Source organism: Colwellia demingiae (assembly GCF_007954275.1).
Taxonomy (GTDB): Bacteria; Pseudomonadota; Gammaproteobacteria; order Enterobacterales; family Alteromonadaceae; genus Colwellia; species Colwellia demingiae.
The window spans coordinates 30,553-43,255 of sequence record NZ_VOLT01000003.1; the positions used below are offsets into that span (position 1 = coordinate 30,553).

Below are 12,703 nucleotides of genomic sequence, written 5' to 3' on the forward strand. Positions count from 1 at the left end.
ACTTTAATAGTCAGTGCTAAAGTAGCTCACGAATTTTTTCTACATCACTATCACTATAACCCAATGAGATTGAGGCTTTAGTTAACATCATTTTTTTACGTGTAGTGTTCGAATTGGTTATGACCCAAAATGGACTTTCTGGTATTTGTCGAGGTTTAGTACTACTGCCACTTTCTGCTAATTTATTTTCACTATTAGCAAAATATAAGCGATCTCGTCCACTTATTTCAGTTACCACACCAAACTGTTCGGGGTGAGCACGATATAATGCGGCAAGAATTAATAAGAACCGCCCCACAGCACCACGCTGCATTGCCAACTCTTCTCTATTGATAAAATTAAACACTGTTTCATGACTCGCAGCTGTAACCTTAACAACCGTTTTACTTTTTGGCTCTTCAACCACAGCAGTTTCAATTTTCACTGCATCATCCTCAGATTCAGGAAGAGTACTTACTTCAACCACAGCTGCAGGTTCATTAACGGTAACGGTGTCAAGCTTGGCTTCGACACCCAAATTTAACAAACGACGTAAAATGGCAGAAGCACTCTCACCAATAAACTGAGTATTAGTGGCAATATATTGATAAAGCTCTTCATCTATTTCGATGTTTTTCATTGTTACCCTTAACTTAAATAATTCGCGAAAGATTATATAGGGAAATGACAGTGTGTTGAACTCATTTATACCGATTACCATTCAAATTTCATAATTTCAGTTGGAACTAACATGACTTTAGGCAAGATAATTAATTTTGGCATAGTTATTCTATGGTTTGATGATTTAACAGGTATATTTGCAAATAGTTGTTAAAAACATGACAATATTGCCAATAATTGCCAAATAAAAATGAATAATATAATGAAAAAAAAACCTGAAATACTGAACTACAAACAAGTTGGTACTGGCAAACATATAGTATTGATACATGGTTTATTTGGTAGTTTAGAAAATCTTAATATGGTAGCAAAGCCATTAGCCCAGGACTATTGTGTTACCAGTGTCGACGTTAGAAATCATGGCGATTCATTTCATGGTAGTACCATGGAGTACTCCGAATTAGCACAAGATATTATTAATTTATTAGACCATTTAAATATTGATACTTGCCTATTATTAGGTCACTCAATGGGCGGTAAAATTGCCATTCAAGTAGCGTTAGAACAACCAGATCGTATTACAAAGTTATTGGTTGCTGATATTGCTCCGGTTAGTTACCCGCCTCATCATTTAAAAATTATAGCCGGTTTGCAAGCTATCGATTTATCACAAGTGATGAAACGCAAGGATGCTGATACTCAGCTAGCTCCCTTTGTCGATAACATAGGTGTTAGGCAGTTTTTATTACGTAATTTAGCATTGAATTCGAATGGAAAATTTGCCTTTAAATGTAGTCTTGAAAGTATCAGTTTATGCTACCCGCAGATAATGAAAGCGAATCAAATTCCTGATAATAAAAGTGCTTATGCTGGACCAACTTTGTTCATCAAGGGAGGTAATTCTGATTATATTAAAACTGAGCATAGAGCAGCTATCGCAGCACTATTACCCAACAGCAAAGCAAAAATTATTCAAGGCGCGGGACATTGGCTTCATGCCGAAAAGACAATTGCCTTTAATAAAATTGTCGCCGACTTTATTAAGACTGAATAGCCATAAAATAGAGAAATTATAACGGACGACTTCTATATCATTGATAAAGATCAAAATGCTAACTACCAACAAACGCTATTATTATTTACCTAATAGCTAGAAATGCTAATGGTATGGCTGAATGGTGTGTTATAATGCGGCCAATTTTTTTGGCCTTAGTATTATTTGGCCTTAGTGTATAAGAAACAAGCAACCACTATGCTAGCAGAACATTTAGAACTTATTGAGGCAATTGGCCTTAATTTATTTTTCCTTTTTATCTTTGGCTTTATCGGCCTTTCTATTTATGATGTGATGAATAGAAACGATGTACCAAGAATGGGTAAAGTGGTCGTTTATTTTGTTTTATTTTTAGGCTGTGCGGGCTTTATTGCGAAAGGTATTATCCAGTTTATCTGGGAAAGTCAGGGTGTTGGTTAACTCATGGCAAAAGAAATTACTGACTTAACCACTATTGACCTATTTAGCGATGAAAGGCGTCCTGGACGTCCGAAAACAAATCCTAACTCGCGTAGCGTACAGATAAAAATCAACAAACGAAATCAAGTAAAACGTGATAAAAACAAGGGTTTAAAACGAGTAGAGTTTAAAGTCCATCACAGTTTATTCGAACAATTAGAACAATTAGCTGAAACTCAAGAAATGAGTCGTAGCGAATTAATAGAGTCGCTACTAATAGAATCATTAGCAGCACACATTAAGTAATATGAAAGCATAATAAGGTAATATTTCATGGCAATCGTAGGTTTATTCTTTGGCAGTGATACAGGTAACACTGAAGCAATTGGTAAAATGATCCAGAAAAAATTAGGTAAGCAAATGGTTGACGTCAAAGACATCGCCAAAAGCACTAAAGAGGAAATTGCAGAGTTCGATTTGCTTATTTTAGGTATTCCTACCTGGTATTATGGCGAAAACCAATGTGATTGGGATGATTTTTTACCTGATTTAGAAGCAATAGATTTTACTGATAAATTAGTAGCTATCTTTGGCTTAGGCGACCAAGAAGATTACGCCGAATACTTTTGTGACGCTATGGAGCCTTTACGCGATATAGTTGAGAGTAAAGGTGCTATCGTTGTTGGTAACTGGTCAACCGACGGTTATGAATTTGAAGCATCAAAAGCCCTTGTTGATGAAAACACTTTTATTGGCTTATGTATTGATGAAGACAGACAAAGCGAATTAACTGAAGCACGTGTTGATAAATGGCTTGCTCAATTAAATGATGAAATGTGTTTAGCCGAATTCGCCTAATAACCTTGAATATAACAAGGTTATAGTCAAAAAAGCCCATTTATTGGGCTTTTTTTTTCACTTTTACAGTCAAAGCGAACAATTTGTTCAAAGAATAAAACTAAAGCTTTTCTCTTCCTCTATAACCCCCTATAATTTTGCTATTGAATTACTTATCACTTTAGAGAGTTAATATGGCTGAACAAAACGAAGAACTTAAAAGAGCTGGATTAAAAATCACCCTGCCTAGAATAAAGATCCTCAGTATTCTTCAACAGCCAAATAATCAGCACATCAGTGCAGAAGATGTTTATAAAATATTATTAGAACAAAATGAAGAAATTGGTTTAGCGACTGTATACCGAGTATTAAACCAATTTGATGATGCTGGCATTGTTACTCGCCATCACTTTGAAGGCGGAAAATCAGTATTTGAATTAGCTCATAAAGCTCACCACGATCATTTAGTTTGTTTAAAATGTGGTAAAGTTGTTGAGTTTGAAGACAATGTCATTGAACAAAGACAGAGTGATATTGCTGTAGCACATAAAATTAAGCTGACCAACCATAGCTTGTACCTATATGGTGAGTGTGAAGACCAAGTAGCTTGTGAATCTTTTAGAAAAAAGAATCAATAACAAAAATTTATCCGTTGAGTTGATATATTAATTAGCTCAATTTAATTTAGTGTTATGTAAATAGACTTATAAATAAAAACGCTGTGATATAACTATCACAGCGTTTTTTTATGTCTTATTTTTACTCGTTGAATAACTCGAATCGTTAAGATTAAGCCTTTTTCAAATAAGCTGATACTAAGACAATACGGGTGCCATTAACTTTTCCTTCGATATGCTCAGGATTATCAGTTAAGGTAATACCTCGTACCATGGTACCTTGCTTGGCGGTAAAGTTTGCCCCTTTAACTTTTAAATCTTTAATCAAAGTGACATTGTCGCCATCTTGTAATTCTGCACCATTGCTATCGCGCGTTGGTCCATTACTACGCTCTGCAGCAATACCCTGCTCTGCCCACGTTTTAACTTCATCTTCTAAGTAAATCATGTCCAAAGCATCTTGAGCCCAACTCTCAGAAGAAAGTTTGTGCAGCATACGATAAGACATAACTTGTACTGCTGGCTCCTGATTCCACATACTGTCACTTAAGCAACGCCAGTGATTAAGATCTAACTCATTTTGTCCTTCAATTTGCGATAAACAATTTTGACATAAATAAATAGATTGTTGGGCACTTAGATCACTCGTTGGTGGTACCGGATAAACTACCAAGGTTTCTGTACTAGTACAAAGTTCGCAGCTATTGTTGCTTCGGTTTTTTAATGCTTGTTCTGTAGGCATAGTTTTTCCAAAAATAATCGTTGTTTTAATGGCGCAATTATACTCGCATAGACTTATATTTCTATGAAAAAACTCGCTTTAACGCTTAATTATCCTTGTTTATCGAATAGCTCTAGACAATGGCTATTCTTCAATGATAAAACTCGCTCATATTAAAAATTTCATTAGCAGGCTTACCTATGACCAGCGAAAATACACTTAACGCATCTTTTATTCAGAAAATTAAGTCAACCAGTTTGGTGAGCCAAATAATTGTCGCGATTATATTAGCTAGTTTACTCGCGGTAATATCACCAGAAACAGCCAAAGCATTTGGTATGCTCGGCAGCTTATTTGTTAACGCCCTAAAAGCAGTTGCCCCTATTCTCGTGCTGGTATTAGTTACTTCAGCGATAGCTAACCAAAAAATGGATAGCAGTGCTGAGTTAAAACCTATTGTTGGCTTATACTTTTTAGGTACTTTAAGTGCCGCTTTTGTTGCCGTATTATTAAGTTTTGCTTTTCCAACAGAGCTTACCTTAAACCTTGCTGGAGCCACTGCAAATCCTCCACAACAATTAACAGAAGTATTGGCTACGCTTGCCTTTAAAGTTGTTGAAAATCCAGTGACGGCTGTTGCTGACGGTAACTTTATTGCTGTTCTTGCTTGGGGATTAGGCTTAGGTTTTTCATTAAAGCATGCAAGTGAATCAAGCAAGGGAATGGTGCATGATTTAAGCGAAGCTATTTCGAGTATTGTCCGCATTGTAATTCGTTTTGCACCACTGGGAATTTTTGGCTTAGTCGCAAATACAATTGCAACAACGGGCTTTAGTGCTTTGGGCGAATATAGTCATTTGGTTGCAGTACTACTTAGCGCAATGTTAATTATCGCTTTGTTAGTTAATCCTTTAATTGTCTTTATCATCACTAAGAAAAACCCTTATCCTTTAGTTTTTACTTGCCTTAAAGAATCAGGTATTACCGCATTTTTCACCCGTAGTTCAGCCGCAAACATTCCCGTTAATATGGCCTTATGTAAGAAATTAGATTTACATGAAGATACATACTCAGTCTCAATCCCACTAGGTGCCACCATCAACATGGCGGGTGCAGCAATTACAATTACCGTATTAACTTTGGCTGCTGCCTATAGCTTAAATATTGAAGTTAGTTTTGCAACAGCCATTTTATTGTCGGTGGTGGCTTCCATTTCAGCCTGTGGTGCTTCTGGTGTGGCTGGTGGTTCACTATTACTCATTCCGTTAGCATGTAGCTTATTTGGTATTGATAATGATGTCGCTATGCAGGTGGTTGCTATTGGCTTTATTATTGGCGTTATCCAAGACTCAGCAGAAACGGCTTTAAACAGCTCTACTGATGTTGTATTTTCAGCTGCAGCATCACACCATATAACTAAGAATTAATAACGAAAGTATATCGGAGCTGATATAACTAACATAAGCAGCCCCTATAAAAAAGGCGCATAGTACTCTTGGTACTATGCGCCTTTTCATTTATTTAAACGTTCAATCTGTCAACTTAGTATGCTCTACTTGCATACCTAGCTTAGGGTCACTCTCAATAAATGGTTGGCAAATGAAGTGGTTTATCGCCGCTACCAATTCATTGTCGTAGTACAAGAATGCAATACGTTTACGTTGCCATGGTGCTATATTTAACTCTTGCAGTACTTTTTTAACAGTACGGGAGTGTTGCCTAAAATGAGGCAAGCATTTTGGATTTTCATGGCAAAAGCGAACAGTGACTTGCTGTCCGTGAGTAGGTAAAGAAACGCGAGGTAAATTTGTGCTCGAATTAGAACTTGTCACGGCATCCGTATTAAAAATCAGCTCGCCCAAGTTATCCGGTAAAACCAATAAATTATTACCAAGCATCTGAGTATCTTGGAACAATTCAATTTGGCCTTGCCAGCTGCTGATATCATTATATTCGGGCGTTAGAAACAATGTGTTTTTAAAACGTCTAAAGACCTGCTCTGCCACTTTAATTTGAGGGTTTTTATCTTCATCAGCCTGCAGTTGTTGCCTTACTTGGTTAACTTGCTCTGTACTTGGCATTAAGCAACCTTGTTGCGCCATAAAAAAGCGAATTAGGTTATTAAAGCGTGCTGGTGATAAAGTAGTTAACGCTGGAACATGTAAACCCGAATCTGCGGACTTACAAACGCTTAAGTCTTGCTCGGCAAGTTCATCTAATAACTCCTGCCCTGCTAAACAATGGCTAGCACTTCGGTTAATGGTATTATTAATACTGGGCCAACGCTCACGCAACAGTGGTATTATTTCTTGTCTGAGAAAGTTACGGTCAAAACAAGTATTAAGATTGGATTCATCTTCCACCCAACTAAGCTGATGATTTTCAGCATAACTTTCTATTTCTTGTCGAGAAACGCTCAGTAAAGGTCGTACTAATAAATGTTGGCCAAGCTTTGTTTGTACAGACATTGCTGATAAGCCTTTTAAACCCGCACCGCGTTTAAGTGCTAATAAAAAGGTCTCACTTTGATCATCGCTATGATGCCCAGTTAACACAATAGACTTTTTATCTCTCAGTGATTTCAGGGCATTATATCTGGCGTCACGTGCTAGTGCTTCCAGTGACTGTTGTGCTTTTGACAGCAGATTAACACGCTTAACAATAAGCTTAACTGACAGCTTAATACACTCTTGTTCGGCAAGTTTTTGCCAAGACTCGGCATTGTCACTCAAACCATGATTAACATGACAGACAGTAATTTCGTTGCTGATAAGTTTATTTTGCTTTAATTGCACTAAAGCATGTAAGAGCACCTGCGAGTCGATACCGCCACTATAGGCAATAATTAACTCAATATTTCCGTGTGTTTCGAAAAGGGTCTTGAGGGTATTTTGAAGGGCTGAAGTTATAATATTCATAGAAAAAAGCCGACAGCAGTTAACTGCTGTCGGCTATGCTATTTAGCAGTAACCAAATGACATTAATCTATCGTAACGTTTCTCGATAAGCTCATCTTTACTTAAGCCTTCTAGCTCCGACAGATCTTTTTTGATTGCTTGTTTAAGCTGTGCTGCCATGACGTCCATATCGCGATGCGCTCCGCCTAATGGCTCTTCCACAATAGTATTTATTAAATCCAACTCTTTGATGCGCTGTGCTGTAATGCCCATTGCCGCCGCAGCTGTAGGAGCTTTTTCGGCTGTTTTCCATAAAATTGACGCACACCCTTCAGGTGAAATTACTGAATATGTTGCATATTGCAACATATTTACTCTATCACCTACACCAATGGCTAATGCGCCACCAGAGCCGCCTTCACCAATAACGGTACAGATAATAGGCACAGATAAACGCGCCATCACTTTTAAGTTACGAGCAATAGCTTCACTTTGACCTCGCTCTTCTGCACCAACACCTGGATAAGCACCCGGAGTGTCGATAAAAGTGATGATAGGCATATTAAAACGTTCTGCCATTTCCATTAAGCGTAGCGCTTTGCGATAACCTTCTGGACGAGGCATACCAAAATTACGCTTAACTTTTTCAGCAGTTGAACGACCTTTTTGATGACCAATAATCATAACAGGTTTACCGTCCAAACGTGCTGTACCACCAACAATAGCACTGTCATTAGCATAAGCGCGATCACCGGCTAACTCATCAAACTCAGTAAAAATACGCGGTATATAATCTAACGAATATGGGCGTTGTGGATGGCGAGCTACTCTAGCAGTTTGCCACGCATCTAAGTTCGAAAAAATTTTCTTAGTTTGCTCTTTATTTTTCTCGCGTAATTGCGAGATTTGATCTTCGATATCAAGATCAAGCTCTTGGCCGTTATTTACTAACTGTAGCTCTTCTATTTTTGCATCAAGTTCAGCAATAGGCTGCTCGAAATCTAAAAAGTTTAATGACATGCTTATTTTTACCTAATAAATCTAGTTAATTTTTTAAAATCGTTTTTCACTACTTAACCAAAACACCTTGAATTTAGTATCTTAAACAATACTTTAAATAAAGTACACTTGTTCAATATCTTAAGTTAAGTAGTTGTTATACCAATTGTACTAACTAAGTGCTCACTTTCAAATGGCCTGAATATCCAATAATGACGTTGCTTTCAATCCCAATAGCAAGCTATTGCTCAATCAAGCATCTCGTTCTTGAAAATTCAATCTCATTGAATCCTGTAACCTTAGCTAATCCAAATGGTCTTATTTAAATTCCATGGCGACACGTTCTTCACCAAGCAATGTTTTTAATTCGTATAGTAACATATCGGCTGGCGTTACTCGCCATTGAACGCCTAACTCAAGCATAGCTTGGGCTTCTTCGCGCTGATAAAAAACTCTCACTGGACAGGTACCTTCTTTAAAAGGTGTTAATACCTGAGTAAACTGTTCGATAAAATCATCTGCTATCAAGCTGTTATCAACTTGAATATCAATAGAGCTAAGATAATTTTCTCGCGCGTCAGTGATTGTCATTATATCCCGAGCTGTCATTGTATTACCACCAGAATAATCATCAAAGCTGACCTGTCCACTACAAACCAAAATAGCGTCATTTACCAGCATCTCTGCAAAGCGATCATAGTCATCTGGAAAAAGGCGAATATCCATACGAGCACTCTTATCATCTAGAGTCACCAATGCCCAACGACGCCCGCGTTTATTGACTAGGACGCGCACGCCTATCACTAAACCAACAGCAACCGCTTGCCTATCTCGACCCGTGGGTTGCATGACAACTAGTCGGCTCGAAGAATATTTTTTTATTTCAGTCAGGTAGCGATTAATGGGATGACCTGTTAAATAAAGCCCTAAGGTTTCTTTTTCGCCATCTAACCACTTTTCCTCAGGCCAAGCTCTTACTTCTTTAAAAGTTTGTCTGGAATCAGTTTTTTCATCATTAATTAAACCAAATAAGTCATTTTGCCCCAAAGATTCAGCTTTTGCATGTTGTTCTGCTGCTTTAATTGCTTCTGGTAAGGTTGCAAAGAGTGCTGCTCGGTTCGCGCCCTGCTCTTTGGCTTTCCCTTGTACATACTTAGGCCCCAGACTATCCATAGCGCCTGATTTAATTAACTTTTCTAAAACACGTTTATTGGTTTTTTTGAGATCAAGACGTGCACAAAAATCAAATAAGTCAGTAAAAGGACCATCTGTTTGTCGGGCACTAATAATAGCTTCAATAGGACCTTCACCAACGCCTTTAACCGCACCAATACCATAAACAATTTGGTTATCTTCATTAACGGTAAATTTATATTGTCCTGCATTAACATCAGGCGGCAATAAATCTATTGCCATATTGCCACATTCATCAACTAAGGTGACAATTTTTTCAGTGTTATCCATATCTGCAGACATTACTGCAGCCATAAATGGTGCAGGAAAATGTGTCTTCATCCATAATGTTTGATAAGACACTAATGCATAAGCCGCTGAATGTGACTTGTTAAAACCATAACCAGCAAATTTTTCAACCAAATCGAATATCTTCATGGCGAGCTCACCATCAACACCTCGATCTTTCGCACCTTGTTCAAAACCAGCTCGCTGCTTAGCCATTTCTTCAGGTTTTTTCTTACCCATGGCGCGGCGAAGCATATCGGCACCACCGAGTGAATAACCCGCCAGTACCTGCGCAATTTGCATTACTTGCTCTTGATACAAGATAATGCCGTAAGTTGGTTCAAGCACAGGCTGTAAATCTTCATGTTGCCATGTGGCATCAGGGTAACTGACTTCTTCACGGCCATGTTTACGTTCAATGAAGTTATCAACCATGCCTGACTGTAATGGTCCTGGTCTAAATAAAGCCACCAGTGCGATAATATCTTCAAAGCAATCAGGTTTTAATTTTTCAATTAAAGATTTCATACCGCTAGATTCAAGCTGAAACACTGCCGTAGTTTTCGAGGCAAGTAATAACTTAAAGCTTGCTTTATCTTCAAGATCTATTTTGGTGATATCAATCGGCTCTTTGCCGGCTTTAAGCAATTTTACATCAGCCATTTCTATGGCCCATTGTAAAATAGTTAGTGTTCTTAATCCTAGAAAATCGAACTTAACTAAACCCGCATCTTCAACATCATTTTTATCAAACTGAGTAACCGGGTTTTTACCTTCATCATCACAATACAGTGGTGCAAAGTCGGTAATAGTGGTTGGCGAAATGACAACACCACCCGCATGTTTACCCGCATTTCGCGTGGTGCCTTCAAGAATACGGCACATATCAATCAGATCTTTTACTTCACTGTCTTGCGCGTAGATTTCAGGTAACTTTGGCTCTTCTTCAAACGCTTTCGCTAAGGTCATACCTGGCGTTGGCGGGATCAGTTTTGAAATTCTATCAACAAAACCATAAGGATGGCCAAGTACACGACCAACATCACGGATAACCGCTTTTGCCGCCATGGTACCAAAAGTAATAATTTGCGAAACTGCATCACGACCATAAAGCTCAGCAACGTGATCGATTACTTCATCACGTCTGTCCATACAGAAATCGATATCGAAATCAGGCATAGAGACACGTTCTGGGTTTAAAAACCGCTCAAAAAGTAAATCATATTCAAGTGGATCAAGGTCGGTAATATCAAGGGCATAAGCAACAAGCGACCCAGCACCAGAACCTCGACCAGGTCCCACGGGAATATTGTTATCTTTACTCCACTGAATAAACTCCATAACAATCAGGAAATAGCCTGGGAAGCCCATATTGTTAACAACTTCCAGCTCAATAGCTAAACGTTCATCATAAGGCTTTCTTATTTGTGCAAAGTCATCAGCTTGACGGTCAAATAATTGGTCAAGTCGTTTTTCTAAACCTTTTTCAGACACTTTGATAAAAAAGTCATTTATCTCCAAACCTTCCGTTGGGAAGTCTGGTAATACGTATTCACCTAAGGTAACCGTGACATTACAGCGTTTAGCAATTTCAACGCTATTGGCTAAGGCTTCAGGGATGTCGCTAAAAAGCTCGCACATCTCCTCTTCACTTCGCAAGTATTGCTCAGGGCTATAGCGCTTAGGACGACGTTTATCATCTAAGGTAAAGCCATCATGAATAGCAACACGGATTTCATGGGCATCAAAGTTATCAGTAGAAAGGAACATCACCTCATTCGTGGCAACCACGGGCAAGTTTTCTTGTTCGGCTAGGGCAACGGCAAGGTGGATATAATTTTCTTCATCATTACGACCTGTTCTCACTAACTCAAGAAAAAAACAACGATCGAAATGTTGTTGATAAAAGGTAACCATTTCTGAAACAAGTTCAGTATTACCTTTTAACAAAGCTTTCCCTATATCACCTTCACGGCCACCAGAAAGTAATATCAAACCTTCTTTGTATTCAATCAGCCATGATTTGTCTATAACAGCTTTGTTTTGTACGTGTCCGCGCATGTAGGCTTTGGAGATAAGTTCGGTTATATTTTTATAGCCAACGTTGTTCGTGGTAAGTACAACTATACGTGACAGTTCATCCTCCAACTCATCACTTTTCACCCAAAAATCACAACCAATAATAGGTTTAATTCCTGCGCCATGAGCAGCGTGATAATATTTCACCAAGCCACACAAGTTAGTTTGATCAGTTAAAGCAAGTGCCGGCATATTAAGCTCAACAGCTCTAGCAATTATCGGCTTAACTTTCTTTAAACCATCACACATGGAGTAATCACTGTGTACGCGTAAATGAACAAATTTAGGCGGCACAAAAACGCTTGGTTCTGCTTCTATGACTATTTCTCCGCTAAGTATTTCAGTCATGGTATGTACCTAATACTCTAGCGACAGGTTTAAAACTTTGTCGATAACAATCAAGTACGCCATGCTCGATAATTTTTTCTAAATGCAGTTTAGTTGGGTAACCTTTGTGCTTGGCAAATCCATACTCAGGATGAAGTTTGTCTAAGGCTATCATTTCATTATCTCGAGCTACTTTAGCAATAATAGATGCAGCACTTATTTCAGCAACTCTAGCATCACCTTTCACTATCGCTTGGCTAGCTATTTTCAAACTTTGTTGGTTATTTTCACTGGCATTACATAAGAATGTAGGACAACGATTACCATCAACAAGAACAAAGTCAGGTTCAACATTCAGTCCTGCAACAGCGCGCTGCATAGCAAGCATAGTCGCGTGTAATATATTTAAAGTATCTATTTCTTGAGGATTAGCACGTCCTAACGACCAAGAGATTGCCTTTTCCTTTATTTCTACTGATAACAAGTTACGCTTCTTTTCTGACAGCTTTTTAGAGTCCATCAATCCTTCAATAGGGTTATCGGGATCTAAAATAACGGCCGCTGTAACCACATCACCCACTAAAGGACCACGACCAACTTCATCAACACCTGCAATGCAATATGCTATAGGGTATTCAAAATCAGGGAAAGTTTGCTTACTCGCCATATTATTTACTCGAGATAAGGTATTCTTATCTTATTGTTAGTTATT

The 12,703-nt window shown here is 38.3% G+C and carries 12 protein-coding genes; 6 read left to right on the forward strand and 6 right to left on the reverse strand.

From position 1 onward, the window contains the following. Positions 1–16: 16 nt before the first annotated feature. Entirely contained in the window at positions 17–619 is a 603-nt protein-coding gene (gene seqA, locus ESZ36_RS05730; RefSeq protein ID WP_146784873.1) for a replication initiation negative regulator SeqA, read from the reverse strand. Positions 620–862: 243 nt separating this feature from the next. Between seqA and ESZ36_RS05735 the strand changes: the two genes are divergently transcribed. The 5 genes from ESZ36_RS05735 to fur all read left to right on the forward strand — a co-directional run bounded on the left by ESZ36_RS05735 (position 863) and on the right by fur (position 3,528). After that, the gene (locus ESZ36_RS05735; RefSeq protein ID WP_146784876.1) at positions 863–1,654 is read left to right on the forward strand and encodes an alpha/beta fold hydrolase; all 792 of its coding nucleotides are present in this window, start codon (positions 863–865) and stop codon (positions 1,652–1,654) included. 198 nt (positions 1,655–1,852) lie between these two features. Next, positions 1,853–2,074: a DUF2788 domain-containing protein gene (locus tag ESZ36_RS05740; RefSeq protein WP_146784880.1), complete on the forward strand. Its 222-nt coding sequence runs from the start codon at positions 1,853–1,855 to the stop codon at positions 2,072–2,074. A 3-nt stretch (positions 2,075–2,077) separates the two neighbouring features. Further along, positions 2,078–2,359 carry a LexA regulated protein gene (ybfE, locus tag ESZ36_RS05745; protein ID WP_146784882.1) on the forward strand — a complete coding sequence of 94 codons (282 nt, stop codon included), beginning with the start codon at positions 2,078–2,080 and terminating at the stop codon, positions 2,357–2,359. A gap of 27 nt (positions 2,360–2,386) precedes the next feature. After that, positions 2,387–2,911: a flavodoxin FldA gene (gene fldA / locus ESZ36_RS05750; protein ID WP_011042412.1), complete on the forward strand. Its 525-nt coding sequence runs from the start codon at positions 2,387–2,389 to the stop codon at positions 2,909–2,911. A gap of 173 nt (positions 2,912–3,084) precedes the next feature. Then, positions 3,085–3,528, forward strand: a complete 444-nt coding sequence (fur, locus tag ESZ36_RS05755; RefSeq protein WP_011042411.1) for a ferric iron uptake transcriptional regulator — start codon at positions 3,085–3,087, stop codon at positions 3,526–3,528. Positions 3,529–3,679: 151 nt separating this feature from the next. On the opposite strand, the gene ESZ36_RS05760 is transcribed toward fur, so the two are convergent. Next, positions 3,680–4,249, reverse strand: coding sequence for a PhnA domain-containing protein (locus ESZ36_RS05760; protein ID WP_146784885.1), 570 nt, complete (start codon positions 4,247–4,249; stop codon positions 3,680–3,682). Between the two features lie 179 nt (positions 4,250–4,428). Here ESZ36_RS05760 and sstT point away from each other — a divergent pair, with 179 nt between their 5' ends. Next, complete coding sequence (gene sstT / locus ESZ36_RS05765) at positions 4,429–5,655, forward strand: serine/threonine transporter SstT (RefSeq protein ID WP_146784888.1); 1,227 nt, start codon at positions 4,429–4,431, stop codon at positions 5,653–5,655. A 102-nt stretch (positions 5,656–5,757) separates the two neighbouring features. Here sstT and tilS read toward each other — a convergent pair whose 3' ends face one another. From tilS to rnhB, 4 genes are all read right to left on the reverse strand, one after another. Beyond that, positions 5,758–7,146, reverse strand: coding sequence for a tRNA lysidine(34) synthetase TilS (gene tilS / locus ESZ36_RS05770; protein WP_146784892.1), 1,389 nt, complete (start codon positions 7,144–7,146; stop codon positions 5,758–5,760). A gap of 42 nt (positions 7,147–7,188) precedes the next feature. After that, a complete protein-coding gene (gene accA, locus ESZ36_RS05775) occupies positions 7,189–8,145 on the reverse strand; it encodes an acetyl-CoA carboxylase carboxyl transferase subunit alpha (RefSeq protein WP_146784895.1) in 957 nt (318 codons plus the stop codon). Between the two features lie 297 nt (positions 8,146–8,442). Then, positions 8,443–12,012, reverse strand: coding sequence for a DNA polymerase III subunit alpha (gene dnaE / locus ESZ36_RS05780; RefSeq protein WP_146784898.1), 3,570 nt, complete (start codon positions 12,010–12,012; stop codon positions 8,443–8,445). Continuing rightward, positions 12,005–12,658, reverse strand: a complete 654-nt coding sequence (gene rnhB, locus ESZ36_RS05785) for a ribonuclease HII (RefSeq protein ID WP_146784901.1) — start codon at positions 12,656–12,658, stop codon at positions 12,005–12,007. The genes dnaE and rnhB overlap by 8 nt, the downstream gene beginning before the upstream one ends. Positions 12,659–12,703: the final 45 nt, after the last annotated feature.